This window comes from Cypionkella psychrotolerans, from assembly GCF_001294535.1.
Classification (GTDB): domain Bacteria; phylum Pseudomonadota; class Alphaproteobacteria; order Rhodobacterales; family Rhodobacteraceae; genus Cypionkella; species Cypionkella psychrotolerans.
Genome location: NZ_LGIC01000017.1, coordinates 19,416 through 37,580, shown reverse-complemented (window position 1 = coordinate 37,580; position 18,165 = coordinate 19,416). Strand labels below are relative to the sequence as shown.

Annotated in this window: 17 protein-coding genes; 12 read left to right on the top strand and 5 right to left on the bottom strand. The window is 60.2% G+C overall.

The features are described from left to right. Positions 1 to 59: 59 nt before the first annotated feature. Positions 60 to 5,510, bottom strand: a complete 5,451-nt coding sequence (locus AKV04_RS03895) for a Hint domain-containing protein (protein ID WP_054005167.1) — start codon at positions 5,508 to 5,510, stop codon at positions 60 to 62. A gap of 394 nt (positions 5,511 to 5,904) precedes the next feature. Between AKV04_RS03895 and rpmB the strand changes: the two genes are divergently transcribed. From rpmB to AKV04_RS03865, 5 genes are all read left to right on the top strand, one after another. Next, positions 5,905 to 6,192 (top strand): 50S ribosomal protein L28, encoded by a 288-nt coding sequence (gene rpmB, locus AKV04_RS03885; protein ID WP_054005165.1) that lies wholly within the window; start codon positions 5,905 to 5,907, stop codon positions 6,190 to 6,192. Positions 6,193 to 6,322: 130 nt separating this feature from the next. Beyond that, a complete protein-coding gene (locus AKV04_RS03880) occupies positions 6,323 to 6,667 on the top strand; it encodes a hypothetical protein (RefSeq protein WP_054005164.1) in 345 nt (114 codons plus the stop codon). A gap of 37 nt (positions 6,668 to 6,704) precedes the next feature. Next, positions 6,705 to 7,211, top strand: coding sequence for a copper chaperone PCu(A)C (locus AKV04_RS03875; protein WP_082351508.1), 507 nt, complete (start codon positions 6,705 to 6,707; stop codon positions 7,209 to 7,211). A 44-nt stretch (positions 7,212 to 7,255) separates the two neighbouring features. Next, a complete protein-coding gene (locus AKV04_RS03870) occupies positions 7,256 to 7,807 on the top strand; it encodes a 2OG-Fe(II) oxygenase (protein WP_054005163.1) in 552 nt (183 codons plus the stop codon). 113 nt (positions 7,808 to 7,920) lie between these two features. Next, positions 7,921 to 8,589 carry a pyridoxamine 5'-phosphate oxidase family protein gene (locus AKV04_RS03865; RefSeq protein WP_054005162.1) on the top strand — a complete coding sequence of 223 codons (669 nt, stop codon included), beginning with the start codon at positions 7,921 to 7,923 and terminating at the stop codon, positions 8,587 to 8,589. A 44-nt stretch (positions 8,590 to 8,633) separates the two neighbouring features. On the opposite strand, the gene AKV04_RS03860 is transcribed toward AKV04_RS03865, so the two are convergent. After that, entirely contained in the window at positions 8,634 to 8,963 is a 330-nt protein-coding gene (locus AKV04_RS03860) for a hypothetical protein (RefSeq protein ID WP_054005161.1), read from the bottom strand. A gap of 346 nt (positions 8,964 to 9,309) precedes the next feature. Between AKV04_RS03860 and lepA the strand changes: the two genes are divergently transcribed. Both lepA and AKV04_RS03850 read left to right on the top strand, forming a co-directional pair. Continuing rightward, on the top strand, positions 9,310 to 11,109 hold the full coding sequence (lepA, locus tag AKV04_RS03855; protein WP_054005160.1) for a translation elongation factor 4: 1,800 nt from the start codon (positions 9,310 to 9,312) through the stop codon (positions 11,107 to 11,109). A gap of 105 nt (positions 11,110 to 11,214) precedes the next feature. After that, positions 11,215 to 12,033, top strand: coding sequence for an HNH endonuclease (locus AKV04_RS03850; protein ID WP_156317348.1), 819 nt, complete (start codon positions 11,215 to 11,217; stop codon positions 12,031 to 12,033). 87 nt (positions 12,034 to 12,120) lie between these two features. Here the strand turns inward: AKV04_RS03850 and AKV04_RS03845 are convergent, their stop codons facing one another. After that, the gene (locus tag AKV04_RS03845; RefSeq protein WP_054005158.1) at positions 12,121 to 12,333 is read right to left on the bottom strand and encodes a hypothetical protein; all 213 of its coding nucleotides are present in this window, start codon (positions 12,331 to 12,333) and stop codon (positions 12,121 to 12,123) included. Between the two features lie 127 nt (positions 12,334 to 12,460). On the opposite strand from AKV04_RS03845, the gene AKV04_RS03840 reads away from it, so the two are divergent. Further along, positions 12,461 to 12,757, top strand: a complete 297-nt coding sequence (locus AKV04_RS03840; RefSeq protein ID WP_054005157.1) for a hypothetical protein — start codon at positions 12,461 to 12,463, stop codon at positions 12,755 to 12,757. Here the strand turns inward: AKV04_RS03840 and AKV04_RS03835 are convergent. Beyond that, the gene (locus tag AKV04_RS03835) at positions 12,735 to 12,923 is read right to left on the bottom strand and encodes a hypothetical protein (RefSeq protein ID WP_054005156.1); all 189 of its coding nucleotides are present in this window, start codon (positions 12,921 to 12,923) and stop codon (positions 12,735 to 12,737) included. The two genes, AKV04_RS03840 and AKV04_RS03835, sit on opposite strands and share 23 nt — an antisense overlap. Before the next feature lie 109 nt (positions 12,924 to 13,032). Here AKV04_RS03835 and AKV04_RS03830 point away from each other — a divergent pair, with 109 nt between their 5' ends. Next, positions 13,033 to 13,350, top strand: coding sequence for an antibiotic biosynthesis monooxygenase family protein (locus tag AKV04_RS03830; protein ID WP_054005155.1), 318 nt, complete (start codon positions 13,033 to 13,035; stop codon positions 13,348 to 13,350). On the opposite strand, the gene uvrB is transcribed toward AKV04_RS03830, so the two are convergent. After that, positions 13,351 to 15,531 (bottom strand): excinuclease ABC subunit UvrB, encoded by a 2,181-nt coding sequence (gene uvrB / locus AKV04_RS03825; RefSeq protein ID WP_054005154.1) that lies wholly within the window; start codon positions 15,529 to 15,531, stop codon positions 13,351 to 13,353. It lies immediately after the preceding gene. Between the two features lie 347 nt (positions 15,532 to 15,878). On the opposite strand from uvrB, the gene AKV04_RS03820 reads away from it, so the two are divergent. The 3 genes from AKV04_RS03820 to AKV04_RS03810 all read left to right on the top strand — a co-directional run bounded on the left by AKV04_RS03820 (position 15,879) and on the right by AKV04_RS03810 (position 18,150). Next, positions 15,879 to 16,190, top strand: a complete 312-nt coding sequence (locus AKV04_RS03820) for an ETC complex I subunit (protein ID WP_054005153.1) — start codon at positions 15,879 to 15,881, stop codon at positions 16,188 to 16,190. Between the two features lie 68 nt (positions 16,191 to 16,258). Further along, positions 16,259 to 17,689 (top strand): hypothetical protein, encoded by a 1,431-nt coding sequence (locus tag AKV04_RS03815; RefSeq protein ID WP_054005152.1) that lies wholly within the window; start codon positions 16,259 to 16,261, stop codon positions 17,687 to 17,689. Beyond that, positions 17,686 to 18,150 carry a GNAT family N-acetyltransferase gene (locus tag AKV04_RS03810; RefSeq protein ID WP_054005151.1) on the top strand — a complete coding sequence of 155 codons (465 nt, stop codon included), beginning with the start codon at positions 17,686 to 17,688 and terminating at the stop codon, positions 18,148 to 18,150. The genes AKV04_RS03815 and AKV04_RS03810 overlap by 4 nt, the downstream gene beginning before the upstream one ends. Positions 18,151 to 18,165: the final 15 nt, after the last annotated feature.

The window sequence follows — 18,165 nt, the reverse complement described above, 5'->3', positions numbered from 1 at the left end:
AACAAAACGCCGCAAGGCTATCGGCTTGCGGCGTTCATATTCGTGTGGTTTGGCCTGGTTCAGGCCGCCAGCAACACCCTTGCCTCAAAGGATTTCAGCGTCGGACGCGCCGCCTCGAACCGCGCGAGTTGACCCGCTTCGGCCAGGTCGGGGAAGATCTTGTAGATCTCATCGCGTTGCTCGGCATCCATGCCGCCCATGGTGCGGTCGCCGGGCTGGAAGCTTTCGCTCCACGCGCCATCGGCCAAAATCACCTCGTGGCGGTCAAACAGGATGTGCAGATAGGTCACAGCCTCGACCTCCGCCACCGAGACGCCGGGCAAGCTCAGCAGATGCTGCGCCCGCACCAGCACTTCATCGCTGCCAAACAGCAATTCGGCACGTGGCCCGCTGATCAACATCCGATGCTGGCGCGACACCATCATGTCAGTTTCCGGCAAACCATGCCCCAACGCCCCGGCTTTGATCAGGATCGGCTGCAAGCTTTCATCGGCGCGCAATTCGTCCCGCGTGATCCGGCGCGAGCCGATCCAGCGGATTTCCTGAATGCCGTTGTCGCGCGTTGCCACCATATCGCCGACCCGCAACGCCTCTACCGCCACCTCACCCGCAGGCGTCGCAATCCGCGTGCCGGGGGTGAAGCACGACACGATGCTTTCGATATTGGTGAAGCTCAGCGTGCCAATGATGTGGCCCGTGCTGTCGAGGAAATTCACCACACCATTCAAATGGTTCGCAGGATCGCGGATGATCTTGAACGGCGCTTGTCCGGTCAGATCCAGCACATCCCAATCGGTGCCACTGGTGCCGCCATCGACGATATCGCCCGCGCCCGCATAGATCGTATCGGCGCCAAAGCCACCGACCAGCGTATCGGCACCGGCGCCGCCATAGATCACATCGCCGCCGTCGCCGCCGTAGATCAGATCACTGCCGTCACCGCCGCTCAGGGTGTCATTGCCAGTGCCGCCGTCCAACGTGTCATTGCCCAGCCCGCCAAACAGCGTGTCATTGCCAATACCGCCATACAGGCTGTCATTGCCCGCGCCACCGTCCAGGCTGTCATTGCCCGTGCCGCCATCGACCGAGTCATTGCCATCGCCGCCCGAGACCACGTCGTTGCCAGCGCCGCCAAACACCTGATCGTCGCCGGTGCCGCCATCGGTATTGTCATTGCCGTCCCCGCCATAGACGAGGTCATTGCCCGCGCCGCCCAGCACGGTATCGTTGCCAGCATCGCCAAAGACGCTATCGTTGCCATCGCCGCCATAGATGAGGTCATTGCCGACGCCGCCGTAAGCCGCGTCATTGCCCGCCCCGCCCAGCACGGTGTCATTGCCAAGATCGCCATACGCGGCGTCATCGCCGTCACCACCATCGACAGTGTCATTGCCGTCGCCGCCATAGACCAGATCGTTGCCCGCGCCACCGCTGACCAGATCTTCGCCCGCATCGCCGTAAACGGTATCATTGCCGTCGCCGCCGTCCGCACTATCGTTGCCCGCGCCGCCATAGACCAAATCATTGCCAGCATCGCCGTAAGATCTGTCATTGCCGTCTCCGGCATAGATCGCATCATTGCCTGTGCCGCCATAGCTCGCATCATCGCCTGTGCCGCCATAGATCGTGTCGTTATCCGCGCCACCAAATAGGATGTCATTCGAACCCATCCCGTCGAGATAATCGTCGCCCGCGCCGCCGTAGAAAACGTTGGTGTAAACGTCGCCCGTCAGCCCCTGATCGTTGAAGCCGATGATGGTGTCGTTGAAGGCCGAGCCAATGACTCCATCGACCCCGGTCAGCTGATCCCCCTGCGCATCGCCGTAAAGTGCGGTCCAAGTGCTCAGGTTGATCGACACCGCCGCGTTGCTGGTCGAGTAATCGGCAAAGTCCATCCCGGCGCCGCCGTTCAGCACATCGGCGCCCGCACCGCCCGCCAGCGTGTCATCACCGTCGCCACCATAGAGACTGTCGATGCCTGCGCCGCCCGACAGATAATTGTCCCCGGCATTGCCCGTCAGCACATCGGCATAGGCCGAGCCGATCAGGTTCTCGATCGACACCAGCGTATCGCCCGCCGCATCGCCACCGGTGCCAGTGCCTGTCGTAAGGTTGACGTTCACCGCTGCGGTCGAAGCGCTGTAATCGGCGGTATCGGTCCCCGCGCCGCCGTCGAGATAGTCATTGCCCGCGCCGCCAAACAGCGTGTCGTTGCCGGTGCCGCCGTAAAGACTGTCGATGCCAGCCGCGCCATACAGCATGTCATTGCCATCGCCGCCGGTTAACGCATTTGCGGCCGCGTCGCCGATCAGCGTGTCGTTGTAGCCCGAGCCGATCAGGTTCTCGATCCCTGTCAGCACATCGCCTTGCGCATCGCCGCCAGTGCCGGTGCCAGAGGTCAGCGAGACCGACACCGCCGCCCCCGAGGCCGAGTAATCCGCCGTATCGGTACCAGCGCCGCCAATCAGCGTATCGGCTCCCGCACCGCCCGCCAGCGTGTCATTGCCCGCGCCACCATCCAGCACGTTGGCACCCGCATCGCCCGTCAGTCTATCCGCCGCCCCCGAGCCAGTGATATTCTCGATGCCCACCAGCGTATCGCCCGCCGCATCGCCGCCGGTGTTGACGCCCGTTGCCAGATTGACCGTCACGCCAGAGGTCGAGGACGCATAATCGGCCGTATCAATCCCCGCGCCACCGTCGATCAGATCGCCGCCAGCCCCGCCAATCAGCGTGTCATTGCCGTCGCCGCCATACAGGCTGTCAACGCCTGCAGCGCCGTTCAGGCTGTCATTGCCCAGCCCACCATACAAAGCGTTGGCATTGCCGTCGCCGGTCAGCGTGTCGTTATAGGCCGAGCCGAGCAGGTTCTCGATCCCGGTCAGTGTATCGCCCGCAGCTTCGCCCGCCGTGCCGGTGCCCGTGGTCAGGCTGACCGCAACCGCCGCCGCTGCGCCTGAATAATCCGCCGTATCAATGCCACTGCCGCCATCAAGCAGGTCACTGCCCAGACCCCCGACCAACGTGTCATTGTCCGCGCCGCCATAAAGCGAATCGTTGCCAGCACCGCCGTCCAGATCATCCGCATCGGCCGCGCCATAAAACACGTTGGCCGTCCCGTCGCCGATGATCACATCCGCCAGACCCGAGCCGATGATAATCTCGGCCCCCACCAACGTATCGCCCGCCGCATCGCCGCCAGTGTTGACACCCGTGGCAAGGTTGATCGTTATCCCCGCGCCGGAGGCCGAGTAATCAATGCTATCGGTGCCCGTGCCTCCGTCCAGCAGATCAGCACCGCCGCCGCCCACCAGCGTGTCATTGCCCACACCGCCGTAAAGCGTGTTCGCGCCCGCATCCCCGGTCAGGCTGTCGTTAAAGGCAGAACCGATCACCACCTCAATGCTGCTCAGCGTGTCGCCCGCCGCATCGCCGCCAAGGTTGACATTGGTGGCAAGGTTGATGGTAACGGCAGAGCCCGCAGCAGAATAATCTGCCGCATCAATGCCTGCGCCGCCGTCCAGCACGTCAGACCCGGCGCCACCAATCAGCGTGTCATTGCCATCGCCGCCATACAGGCTGTCAACGCCCGCCGCGCCGTTCAGGTTGTCATTGCCCGCGCCGCCATAAAGCGCGTTGGCATTGATATCGCCCACCAACGTATCGTTGAACGCCGAGCCGACCAAATTCTCGATCGAGTTGAAGGTATCGCCGTTGGCGTCGCCTGCCGTGCCGGTGTTGGTGGTCAGGCTTGCCGCCACCCCCGCGCCCGCCGTCGAATAATCCGCAGTATCAATGCCCGAGCCACCAAACAGACTGTCCGCGCCCGCGCCGCCAATCAGCGTGTCATTGTCATTGCCGCCATAAAGAATGTCATTGCCCGTGCCGCCGTCCAGCAGGTCGGCCCCAGCCGCACCATACAGCATGTTGGCCGCCGTCGATCCAGTGATCGTGTCAGCATAGGCCGAGCCGATCACATCCTCGATGCTGACCAGAACATCGCCCTGCGCATCGCCACCCAGCCCGGTGCCCGCCGCCAGATCAATGTTAACCGCCGCAGTTGAGACGGAATAATCCACATCATCCGAACCCGCGCCACCATCCAGCAGATCAGCACCCGCGCCACCAATCAGAATGTCGTTGTCGTTGCCGCCATACAGGCTGTCATCGCCCGCGCCGCCATACAGGCTATCAATGCCAACCCCACCATAAAGCGCGTTGTTGTTGCCGTCGCCGGTCAGCACATCCGCCTGACCCGAGCCTATGATGTTCTCGATGCCCACCAGCGTATCGCCGCCCGCATCACCGCCCGCGCCCAGACCCGTGCTCAGGTTGACCTGCACCGCGTTGGTCGAGGCCGAGTAATCGGCAGTATCGTCGCCCGCGCCACCATCCAGCAGATCGCTGCCGGTGCCGCCAATCAGCGTGTCATTGCCAAGCCCGCCATACAGGCTGTCGGCCCCCGCAGCCCCGCTCAGGCTGTCATTGCCCGCGGCCCCATACAAAACGTTGGCATTACCGTCACCGATCAGAGTGTCGTCAAACCCCGACCCCGCAAGATTCTCAATGCTGGTAAATGTGTCGCCCGCAGCCTCGCCCGCCGTGCCTGTGTTGCTCGTAAGACTGGCTGCAACCCCAGCTGTCGCGGCTGAATAATCGGCAGTATCGGTGCCAGAGCCGCCGTCGATCAGGTCACTGCCCAGCCCGCCCGCCAGCGTATCATTATCATTGCCGCCATACAGGCTGTCATTGCCCGCACCACCAAACAGACTGTCGGCACCCGTTGCACCATATAGCATGTTGGCCGCACTTGATCCGGCGATGGTATCGGCAAAGCCGGTGCCGATCACGTCCTCGATGCTGACCAGAACATCGCCCTGCGCATCGCCACCCAGCCCGGTGCCCGCCGCCAGATCAATGCTAACCGCCGCTGCTGAGGCGGAATAATCCACATCATCCGCACCCGCGCCACCGTCCAGCAGATCAGCGCCAGTGCCGCCAATCAGCGTGTCGCTGTCATTGCCGCCGTATAGGCTGTCATTGCCCGCGCCGCCGACCAAGCTGTCTGCCCCCGCGGCACCATAAAGCGCGTTGTCGCCGCCGTCTCCGGTCAGTTTATCGGCATAGGCAGAGCCTACGAGATTCTCGATGCCGGTCAGCGTATCGGCCGCTGCATCGCCGCCCGAGCCCACCCCGGTCGCCAGCGACACCGTGACAGCCGCGCCTGAACTGCTGTAATCTGCGGTATCAATCCCCGCGCCGCCGTCCAGCAAATCCGCCCCGGCATTGCCGATCAGCGTGTCATTGCCATTGCCGCCATAAAGTTTGTCAGCGACGGACAGCAGCAGATCATTGCCGCCATACAGCAGGTCATTGCCATCGCCGCCATACAGCGTGTCAGCGGCACTGCCGCCGTCAAGCGTGTCGTCTCCGCCAGACCCGGTGATGGTATCGGACAGAGTCGTTCCAAGCAGGGAATCATTCCCTGCGGTTCCGGTAATATTTGCCACTGCGCTGCTCTGCTCGTTTGCCCGGATCTTGCGCCCGGATCTATTTGCATTTCAATTATGTCAAATGAGCCGAAATTGTGGCGCAATTTTGGCGGATTCCCTGAACTTTCTCAGGGGGTTGTGATAAATCAGTGACGCAAGCGCAAATCTTGCAAGGCCAAGCTGGGGCCAAAGCCGCCAGAATCGGGCAGGGCAGGGGACAAGCCCTTGCGCAACTTGTGGAATTTCGCTGCGTTTTCCGCAAAAACTGCTTGGTCATCGGGCCTTTTGCCGGGCTTTTATCACCTTGCACGCTTGACGCGCCGCCAGATTACCCGTAAATGCCCGAAATCAAATTCGGGTGCTACCCATCGGGTGGCTGCCTTTTCGTCTTAAACTGACAAGGAAATAGACCATGTCTCGCGTCTGCGAACTCTCTGGCAAAGGCCCGATGTCTGGCAACACTGTCAGCCACGCCAACAACAAATCCCGTCGTCGCTTCCTGCCGAACCTGAATCAGGTGACGCTGATCTCCGACGTGCTGGGCAAATCCTTCTCGCTGAAGATCTCGGCTGCGGCTCTGCGTACCGTCGATCACCGTGGCGGTCTGGACGCGTTCATGGCGAAAGCCAAGGACGAAGATCTGTCGCTCGACGCGCTGAAGATCAAAAAAGAGATCGCCAAGGCTCAGGCCGCCGCCTGATCGCCTTTGGCTTGATGTCACAGGGCCTCGCTTGGAGACAAGCGGGGCCTTTTGGCTTTCAGCGACGGGGCAGGGGCGCTGACAAACTGTCGCCTTCCCCCGCAGCATCACCTGCGCTAAACCAAGCGCCATGATCCGCCACCTGCTCTCGCTTCTGCTCGCCCTGACGCTTGCGACCACCTCGGTCCACGCGGCGGTGATGCACGCCGAAATGCAGGGCGCGACCCAGATGGAAATCTGCGCCGACACCAGCGGCGGCCTGACCACCATCACCCTCGACGCCACCGGCAAACCGATCCCCAGCCCGCACCGCTGCCCGGATTGCACCGCAGCCATCACGGCTTTGCTGCCATCCCCACCGCAAATCGCCGCTGCCCCCACCCATAGCCGCAGCGCCCGCCCCGCACACGCCCCCCAAACCCGCACCGCCACACCGCCAAAACAATCCGCCCGCGACCCACCATCCTTTGCCTGATCCCACCTCTCCCATGATCAATCGCAAAGGAAAATCCATGCGTTTTCAAGCCCTTATCGCCGCAGCCCTCTTGTGTGCCGCCCCCGCTTTCGCCCACCAAGGTGTGCATATCGAAAACCCCTACGCCCGCACCAGCGGCGGCATCGGCGGCACCGGTGGTATCTTTCTAGAGATCATGAACCACGCCGATACCGATGATCGCCTGATCGGCGTCGCCTCTGACGTGGCCGATCGGGTCGAGATGCACACAAGCACCGAATCCGCGGGCGGGGTGATGAGCATGGCTGCCGTCCCCGAAGGCTTCCCGGTCGCCGCCCTGCAAAGTCGCGATCTGAAACGCGGCGGCGACCACATCATGCTGATGGGGCTGCATCAAAAACTGAAAAACGGCGACGTGATCCACCTCACCCTGACCTTCGAGAAGGCGGGCGAGGTGAAAGTCGATGTCCCCGTCGACAACGCCCGCAAACCCGATGCGGCGGCGGCTCCGATGGCCGATATGCCCGGCATGGACCACAGCACGATGGAAGCCCCCGTCAATTAAACCAACAGGCGGGGTTCCCAAAGCCCCGCCCAAAAAGGCAAAGCATGACTTCGCATATCTCGCTGACCAACGCGCTCTCCCCGGATGAATGTGACCGCCTGATCAGCCTGATCGCAGCGCATCACCTGAAAGATGCAGGCCTTGTGCGCGGCACCACCGCCCATAATATCCGCCGGGCCGAGATCGCGTGGCTGGATGATATCCCCGAAGCGTCATGGGTGCTTGAGCGCATGATCAGCCTGACAGCGCAAGCCAACCGCGAAGCCTTCCAGTTTGATCTTTCCGATTTCGGCGAAAGCCCGCAAGTCGCCCGCTACACCGCCGAACGGGAAGGCCATTTCGACTGGCACAGCGATATCGGCGCAGGCAACTGGGCTGCCAAACGTAAACTCACCATCGTCGTGCAACTCTCCGATCCCACCAGCTACGAAGGCGGCACGCTGGAACTGCGCCCCGACAGCAACATCACCCAAGCCCCCCGCACACGCGGCACCGCCACCATCTTCCCCAGCTTCACCCTGCACCGCGTCACCCCGCTCATTGCAGGCACCCGCTGGTCGCTGACCCTATGGTCGCACGGCCCCGCTTTCCGATAACCAAACTCTGCCCTACCCATTTCACATTGGTGATAAATATCCCCGCCAGAGGCTCCCCAAGCCAGCCGCCTATGCCTCCGGCGGGAGTATTTCAAAAAGAGCAATTCAAAGACATGACCGAGCCCAAAGCCCCCTCCGACCGCAGCCGCGCCCGCCGTATGCACGAGAAAGCCGCCTACGACCGCGCCACGATTGATGCGATTCTCGAAGCAATGCCCGTCGCCCATGTCGGCTATGTCAAAGACGGCGCGCCCATTGTGATCCCCACCCTGCAATGGCGCATTGGCGACCATATCTACTGGCACGGATCGTCGGCCAGCCGCACGCAACGCACCGCGAAAGATGCGCAGGTCTGCGTCACCGTCACCCTGACCGATGCCATGGTGCTGGCGCGTTCAGGGCTGGAGCATTCGGTGAACTTCCGTTCGGTGATGGTGTTTGGTGAGGCCCGCGCCGTGACCAATTCCGCCGAGAAAGCCGAGGCTTTGCGCGGGATGATGGAGCAAATGTTCCCCGGCCGCTGGGATCAGTTGCGCCCGATGACCACGCAAGAACTTAAAGCCACCGCGATCCTAAGCCTGCCGCTGAGCGAGGCCTCTGCCAAAATCGGCACCGGCATGCCCACCGATCCGCCAGAGGATATGAACACCCCGGTTTGGGCTGGCCTGCTGCCGATTGATTTCAGCATGGGCACACCAATCCCCGACCCAAACCTAAGCCCAGATCTGGCGCTGCCCGCTCATGCGGCGAACTATCGCTTTGGCAAAGTCAGCCCGCGTTGAACAGGGGTGGGGCGGGGTTCACTCCGCCACTGCTGAGCCCGCGTTCAGCCGCCGCAATAGGCCTGCGCCTGCGCGCCGAACGCCTTATAGCGCTCCCAAAATGCATCATCGCTGTCGGTTTTCGACATCCAGACCTTATGCGCCTTCTCGGGGTCCTTGAAGAACGCCACCGCGCGGCGCTGATCGCCGCCTTTCAGCGTCATATCGGCAACCTGCTGAATACAAGCACACAGCTGCCGATTGGCCGCCTTGCGCTCGGAGCGGTTGCACGCATTCTCAATCGGCCCGGCGCTGGCAAAACTGCTCATCACCGGAAGCACCACGCCCAGACTTAACACAGCCAGACTGGCCGCCCACAAAATAGACTTTTTCATCGCTCTGCCTCTGCCCGCCCACGACCGGGTTGCCCTCAGCCGCAGATCATTATCTGGAATCAGTATGGTAGCAAGCGCGGGATTTTTCAAGACGCGGTTGCCATTGGTCGGATTCCACGCGCCAGCTGTCTTTGCGGCAGGGCGGGGTTCACCCCGCCACGCTTGGAGCCGCGCAAAGCCACCCCTCACCTATGCCAATTCGCATGGCCGCAACCCTTAACAAACTCTTAACGACCTCCAGCTAACTCATTGAAATCACACACACCACCCTTCTGTCCACGCGTGGACACATCCTGCGCACCACAACCCCCTTCCCGCCCCCCCCAATCCAAGCTATATCGCGCGCATGACCCAGCTTGATCTCATCCGCAACTTCTCCATCGTGGCCCACATCGACCACGGTAAATCCACCCTCGCCGACCGGCTCATTCAGATGACCGGCACGGTGGCTGCGCGCGATATGAAGGCGCAGATGCTGGACAGCATGGATATCGAGCGCGAGCGCGGCATCACCATCAAGGCCAACACGGTGCGGATCGAATATCCGGCGAAGGATGGCAAAACCTATATCCTGAACCTGATCGACACCCCCGGCCACGTCGACTTTGCCTATGAAGTCTCCCGCTCGATGCGCGCGGTTGAAGGCTCGCTGCTGGTCGTCGATGCGTCTCAGGGGGTCGAGGCGCAGACGCTGGCGAACGTCTACCAAGCCTTGGATGCCGGCCACGAAATCGTCCCCGTCCTCAACAAGATCGACCTGCCCGCAGCAGAACCCGACCGCATCCGCCAGCAGATCGAAGACGTGATCGGCCTTGATGCCTCCGATGCCGTGCTGATCTCCGCCAAATCCGGCCTCGGCATCCCCGAAGTGCTAGAGGCCATCGTCACCCGCCTGCCGGCCCCAAAGGGCGACCGCGACGCGCCTCTGAAAGCGATGCTGGTCGACTCATGGTATGATGCCTACCTCGGCGTCGTCGTCATGGTCCGCATCATGGACGGCGTGATGAAAAAGGGTGACCGCGTCCGCATGATGCAAACCAACGCCGTCTACGGCATCGACAAACTCTCGGTCCTCAAGCCGCAGATGGTCGACATTGCCGAACTGGGGCCGGGCGAAATCGGCATCTTCACCGCCAGCATCAAGCAAGTCCGCGACACCCGGGTCGGCGACACCATCACCCACGAACGCAAGGGCTGCACCGAAGCCCTCCCCGGCTTCAAACCCGCCCAGCCCGTGGTGTTCTGCGGCCTGTTCCCGGTCGATGCCGCCGAATTCGAAGCCCTCCGCGACGCTATCGAGAAACTCTCGCTCAACGACGCGTCCTTCAGCACCGAGATGGAAACCTCCGCCGCCCTCGGCTTCGGCTTCCGCTGCGGCTTCCTTGGCCTTTTGCACCTCGAAGTCATCCGGGATCGGCTGGAGCGCGAATATGACATCGACCTGATCACCACCGCCCCCTCGGTGGTCTTCAAACTCCACATGAAAGACGGCACCGTGCAAGACCTGCACAACCCCGCCGACATGCCCGACCTGACCTATATCGACCACATCGAGGAACCCCGGATCAAAGCCACGATCATGGTCCCCGACGACTACCTCGGCGATGTGCTGAAACTCTGCCAAGACCGCCGCGGCATCCAGATGGACCTGTCCTATGCCGGCTCCCGCGCCATGGTGGTCTACGATCTGCCGCTGGCCGAAGTGGTGTTCGATTTCTACGACCGCCTGAAATCGGTCACGCAGGGCTATGCCTCCTTTGACTATAGCATCTCGGAATATCGTGAAGATTTCCTTGTCAAAATGTCGATTCTTGTCAACGAGGAACCCGTCGACGCGCTGTCGATGATGGTCCATCGGGATAGGGCCGAGGCGCGTGGCCGCGCCATGGTTGAAAAACTGAAAGACCTGATCCCTCGCCATATGTTCAAAATCCCGATCCAGGCGGCGATTGGCGCGCGAGTGATCGCGCGTGAGACTTTGTCGGCCATGCGCAAAGACGTGACCGCCAAATGCTACGGCGGCGACGCCACCCGGAAGAAGAAACTGCTGGAGAAGCAGAAGGCCGGGAAAAAGCGGATGCGGCAGTTTGGGAAAGTGGAGATTCCGCAGGAGGCGTTTATTAGCGCGCTAAAAATGGACAGCTAGGCTGTCCAGTTTTAGCGCGGGTGGGCGAAAGAGAATGGTGAAACCATTCGCGTGCCCACACAGTGCAGGATGGGCGGGATGTTTGGCACTTATTTGGAGAGTTGAATGTCTCGACCCGCTATTCCCGAGGATATAAAGCGCCGCGTTCGTCAGCATTGTGGATATGGTTGTATTATATGTGGCAAGATGCCGACCGAATATGAGCATGTCACTCCATACGCTAAATGTCAGGCGCACGATTTTGAAAACATTGTTCTGTTATGTCCCTGGCATCACACTGAAGTGACGGCAGGACGACTTTATAAGCGAGAAGTCGAAACTTGGCGAGCAAATCCTTATTTGAGGCAGCAGCAAAATAGCGGATTTTATGAGCCTCTGTTGAGCCCCATGTTCAAAGTTGTTTTCGGAAACTGTGGAGTCGCGATCCCAGTGGATCGGAAATTCAATTTATTCAATATCAACGGTTACGTGCCATTCTCATTCTTGCTTGGGAGTAAGCCAAAATTTAATTTGGATATATTCGGAAGGGATGGAAAACTCGCTTTGTCGATCATAGAGAATGTAATAGAGTTTAGGGCGCACTTTTTTTGGGACATTACGCTGACCGGAACTAAATTTAAGGTGGTCGGTCCGAATCGGAAAGTGTTCTTGGACATTTCCATTACGGATGGAATCGTAAACTTCAAAACCTTCCGCTCTGTCATAAGTAATGTTCCTGTAATCATAAATAAAAACGGCATTCACCTACCTAACACAAAAAATAGCACTTCGCAGATGGGCTTCGCCATCGAAAGTGAAGAATTAGACAATCTTTTCGTAACGGGCGAGCCGGGTTGGGTAAGATCTCAAAAATCGTTGATGTCGTTTGATTGGTTGCCGTCGCCTAGCTACGCTGAAGCATGGAATGCGCTTTTTAATGTTTAACAAAATGTAGGGCTGGATTTCACTCCAACCTACACCACTACAAACCGAAAAGAGCGGGCCCAATTACCCGCCCCCCACTCCCAACCCTCACTTATTCCGGCAACCCGGCACATTCAGATCGCGGCAGAAATATCCGCCCGCGCCGCCGATAACCGCGCCCGTCACCGCATTGCCGCCCGTGGCCCCCGCGATCACAGCACCGCCCGCCGCACCCGCCAAGCCGCGCTGGGCGTCGTTTTCCAAGCAGCCCGAGAGCCCAAACGCCGCGATACCGACGAGGATGTAAGATTTGATGGTCATGGAAGCCTCCTATGAAATTGGCTGATACCCGACAACGCGCCAACCCCGCCCCGGTTCCCTCCATCCACAACCCCGGCGAAACGCCGCCGTTAACGCGGCCTTAACCAAATCCGGCCAAGCTGAGGCCATGAAAGCCCTCATCCCCCTGCTGATCCTCTGCGCCTGCGGTGCCCAACCCGCGCCGGAATTCTTCAACGCCAAGCGGGTGGACGTGACCCGTGATGGCCGCCAATACACGGTTTTCTATACCGAAAAACGCGTCGAGGTGATCCGCCAAGGCTATGCCAAACGCGGCGAGCATGACGACATCCGCGCCCAAATGATCGCCCTGATTCCCGAGGTGACAGGCTGCAAACTGCGCGAAACCTCGCTCACCGGAGATTCCGGCGAAATGCGCGGCTCTATCCGTTGTCCGAAGTCTTGATGATCAGCATATAAAACGCGTAAGCCCCTGCCACAACAAACAAAACCCCCCAGCCGGGGCTGTTGTAATAGAACTCCACCAACCCCCACAGCATTGGCAAAACACAAGTCACCCACCGCACCCAAGCCTTGGCAAAGAACGGATCATTCGGGTCTAAGATCTTCATATCGCCCGCCTATTATACCTAATCCCACCATGCCGCGAAAACGCGGCCCTGCCAAGTCCCTTGCCCGACTCACCGCCACCGCCTAGCCTTGCCGAAAAAGGAGCCCGCCATGACCGACATCTCCGCCAGCTTCCAAGGCCAAACCATCATCACTACCTTCGAGATGACCCCCGCCACCGCCCATGATCTTATGGAGAAACTACAAGCCGCCTACGACGAATTTATCCGGCATCAACAAGGCTTTATCGGCGCTGGTCTGCATATGAACGACGCGATGACGCGGGTGTGCAACTACTCCAAATGGCAGCGGCGCGAGGATTATCAGGCGATGCTGCGCAGCCCGGAAATGCGCGAGCGCAACCGTCTGATCAACACCCTGTGCAAAGGCTTCGAGCCGGTGATGTATGAGGTGATCGCGGCATTCTGACTACTTCCGCCGCCGCGCCTTGCCGCCCCGCATCCCCGCCCGGCCGCCGGTTGAGCGGCCCGACATTTTCACAGCGTCTTCCACGGCGTCCTCGACCACCGATTGCCGGGCCAAAGGATCATCGGCGATGGTCAGTTCCACGGCTTCCAGCCGCCGCACCTCATCCCGCATCCGCGCAGCCTCTTCAAACTCCAGATTCTCGGCAGCTTTGCGCATCGCCAGCCGCAACGCGTCCAGATGGCTGGCAAGGTTATGCCCCAACATCGGCCGGTCGATCTTCGCCGTCACCCGCGCCTGATCGGTGTCGCCTTGGTAAATCCCAAGCAGCACATCCTCGACGTTTTTCTTGATCGTGGTGGGCGTAATCCCGTGCAACGTGTTGTAAGCAATCTGTTTATCGCGCCGCCGCGTGGTCTCACCAATCGCGCGCTCCATACTGCCGGTGATCCGGTCGGCATACATGATCACCCGGCCATCGGAGTTGCGCGCCGCCCGGCCAATCGTCTGGATCAATGAGGTTTCCGAGCGCAGGAAGCCTTCTTTATCGGCGTCCAAAATCGCCACCAAGCCACATTCTGGGATGTCCAACCCCTCGCGCAACAGGTTGATGCCGACCAGCACATCAAACGCCCCCAGCCGCAAATCCCGCAGGATTTCAATGCGTTCAATGGTGTCGATGTCCGAGTGCATATAGCGGATGCGGATGCCTTGTTCGTGGAAATATTCGGTCAGGTCTTCCGCCATGCGTTTGGTCAGGGTTGTGACCAACACGCGCAGACCCAAGGCCGCCACACGGCGGATTTCATCCAGCAGATCATCCACCTGCATATCGACCGGGCGAATTTCGATCTGCGGATCGACCAGACCAGTCGGGCGGATCACCTGCTCGACAAAGACGCCGCCGGTTTGCTCCATCTCCCAAGCTGCCGGGGTGGCGGATACGAACACCGTTTGCGTCCGCATCGCGTCCCATTCTTCAAACTTCAGCGGGCGGTTGTCCATGCAGGACGGCAGGCGGAAGCCATGCTCGGCCAGCGTCATTTTGCGCCGGAAGTCGCCCTTGTACATGCCGCCGATCTGCGGCACAGACACATGGGATTCGTCAGCAAAAACAATGGCATTGTCGGGGATAAACTCGAACAAGGTTGGCGGCGGTTCGCCCGGAGCGCGCCCCGTCAGATAGCGTGAGTAGTTTTCAATGCCGTTGCAAACCCCGGTCGCCTCCAGCATTTCCAGATCGAAAGAGGTGCGCTGCTCCAGCCGCTGCGCTTCCAGCAGTTTACCCTGCGACACCATCAAATCCAGCGTCTGCCGCAGCTCTTTCTTGATGCCGATCACCGCCTGATTCATCGTCGGGCGCGGCGTGACATAGTGCGAATTGGCATAGATGCGGATTTGCTTGAAACTGTCGGTCTTCGCCCCGGTCAAGGGGTCAAACTCTACAATCGCCTCTAATTCCTCGCCGAAAAACGAGAACCGCCAGGCCCGATCTTCAAGGTGGGCGGGCCAAACTTCGACTGAATCGCCGCGCACCCGGAAGCAGCCGCGCTGGAACGCCTGATCGTTGCGCTTATAGGCCTGTGCCACCAACTCGCCCAACACCTGCCGTTGATCATAGTGCTGCCCGACCAGCAAATCCTGCGTCATCGCCGAATAGGTTTCCACCGAACCGATGCCATAGATGCACGACACCGAGGCCACGATGATCACATCGTCGCGTTCCAGCAGGGCACGGGTGGCCGAGTGGCGCATCCGGTCGATCTGTTCGTTGATCTGCGATTCCTTCTCGATGAAGGTGTCGGTGCGGGCGACGTAAGCTTCGGGCTGATAGTAATCGTAGTAGGAAACGAAGTATTCCACCGCATTTTCGGGGAAGAAGCCCTTGAATTCGCCGTATAATTGCGCGGCCAGCGTCTTGTTGGGGGCCAAGATAATCGCCGGACGCTGGGTCTGTTCGATCACCTTCGCCATTGTAAAGGTCTTGCCGGTGCCGGTCGCGCCCAGCAAAACCTGATCATGCTCGCCCTCCAGAATCCCCTGTGACAGCGCTGCAATCGCGGTCGGCTGATCGCCCGCCGCCTCAAACGGGGTCTTCAAGACAAACCGCCGCCCGCCTTCCAGCTTGGGGCGGGTCAGCACCTCGGGGCGCTCGGACAGGGCATTGATGTTGTTATGGGGCACAGTGATTCCTTCCCGTGATTCCCTCCAGCGCCCAATCTATTCCGTTTTTGTTCACGGGGAAGGGGCATGGAAAACAAAGGCGTGTGAAAGCAGCTGTTAACCTATCTTTCGCTAAAGTGAAGAAAAGCAATGCAATTTTAACGAAAATGTAGATCAAAGATGCACTTTATAGTTGTTTTGCGGCGAAGCCTGCGGCACTCTACCCGAGCAAGCAGCAAACTTCGCTGTCGGTTGGTCGCACCACACACCCCACTCACACCCCTCGCGACCAACCGACAGCGCCTTCTGGCTTGCGTTTTCCCGCCAATTTCGGAATAAACCTACCCAACACTCAGGGAGTTTTCATCATGCGCGCCCGCATTTATCAGCCCGCCAGAACCGCCATGCAGTCTGGCACCGCGAAAACCACCGATTGGCTGCTGGAATTCGCCCCGGATTCTGCGCGGGAAGTTGATCCGCTGATGGGCTGGACCAGTTCTTCGGACACCCAAGCGCAGGTCAAACTGCGCTTTGAGTCGCGTGAAGCTGCCGAAGCCTATGCCACTGCAAACGCTATTGAATTTGACGTGACCGAGCCGCAAAAGCGCAAAGCTTTGATCCGCCAGCGTGGCTATGGGGAGAATTTCGCGACCGACCGTCGCGGTGTCTGGACGCATTAACCATCACCCCCGCCCAAGCTTAGGGCGCTTTTTGCCTGCTACATTTCGACCCAAAGAAAGGTTTTCCCATGCGTTATGCTGCCATTATTGCTCTGCCGCTCAGCCTCTGCGCCAGCCTAGCCTCGGCTGAAGCCACGCCAGAGGGGGCCGAAGCCCTGACCGCCACGCTGCAAACTTATCTTGGCGCGACCGAAGGCGTCGTCACCGTCACCCCCGAGGAGGATTACTACGATGTCACCCTCGATTTCGCGCCGCTGATCGCCAAGGCCCCGCCCGAGGTGAAAACCACCATCACCCCGATCGAATTCAGCCTGACCGATAACGGCGATGGCACATGGGAAATGGAGCAGGATCAAGCGCTTGACTTCACTTTGTCGGTGCCAGGTACGGCGGATATCGCGGTGAAGATTGCCAGCCTGCAAAGCACCGGCACTTTTGATGCGGCGCTGCAAGCCTTCACCACCTCGACCACCACGGCGACCGATATGGCGGTGACCGAGAAGGTGATTGATCCGAACACCAAATCTGAGACCAATGTCGCCTACAGCCTTGCCAGCATGAAACTTGATAGCACCGCTGAAGCCGGTGCCGATGGCGGGGTGGACGCGTCCAGCACCTATGAGGCCACCGGGCTGACCGAGACGATGACGGTCCCGGAAATGGGGATGCCGATCACCCTGACCGCCGAAAGCCAGTCGGGAACCTCCGAGATGACGGGCCTGCGCCCGGATGCGATTTATAAACTGATCGCCTTTGCCGTCGCCAACCCAGATGCCGCAGCCGCTATCGCACAGCAAGACACGCTGAAGGGCATCGTGAAAGACGGCTTGCCGCTGTTTGCGCATGTGGCGGCCACGGGCGCGCTGAAAGCGGTTAAGGTCGATACTCCGATGGGCGCGGTCGGCCTCAGCGATATGACGTTTGAGATTGAGGCGAATGGGATTGTCGATGATGGTCTGTTCCGCGAAGCCTTCACCCTGAATGGCCTGAGCCTGCCCGCGGGTCTGGTGCCGGAATGGGCGGCGCAACTGGTGCCGACCTCGCTGAGCCTCGATTTCAAAGCCTCGCGCTTCAATCTGGCAGCCCCGGCGGCGATCCTGTTGGAAACGCTGGATCTTGCTAATCCGAAGGTCAACACGCCGGAAGAAGATCAGGCGTTGCTGGCGGCTTTGCTGCCCGATGGCGTGGTCGATCTCACATTGGCACCGGGCACCATCACCTCGCCGCTGTATACCGTGACCTATGAGGGTGCTTTCAGCGCGGGCCCGGCCACGCCGATGCCCGTCGGCAAAGCCACCGTCACTGCAACGGGTTTGACGGCAGTGGAACAGGCGCTCGCCGCTGGCCCGCCCGAGATGACAGGCCAGATCACGCCGATGCTGAAAATGGCCGAAGGCATGGCCAAACCCGGCGAAAACGGCGCTTTGGTCTGGGAACTGGAATCCACCGCAACCGGTGGTTTCTTGGTGAATGGCACCAATATGATGGGTGCACAATGAGTGTGACCATCACCAAGGAAAGCCCGCTAAGTGCGGATCTGGCGCTGCTGATGCAGCGCCACACCGAAGACATGCACGCCGATACGCCGCCCGAAAGCATCCATATGATGGATGCCTCGGAACTGGCGATCCCCGAGGTGGATTTCTTCGTGCTGCGCGATGCGGGAAAACCCTTGGCGATGGGCGCGTTCAAACGGATCGACGCAGCCCATGCCGAGATCAAATCCATGCATGTGCTGACCGAGGCGCGGGGCAGGGGTCTGTCGCGCACCATGCTCGATCATCTCTTGGCCGAGGCCAAAGCCGCAGGCCTGAAACGCCTGTCGCTGGAAACCGGGGTGCAGCCCACTTTCGTCGCCGCCCGCGCGTTGTATTACAAAGCCGGGTTTGAGGATTGCCCGCCGTTTGAGGGCTACAGCCTTGATGCGAACTCGCTTTACATGACGCGCAGCCTTGCGTAGCGGCCGATCCTGCCG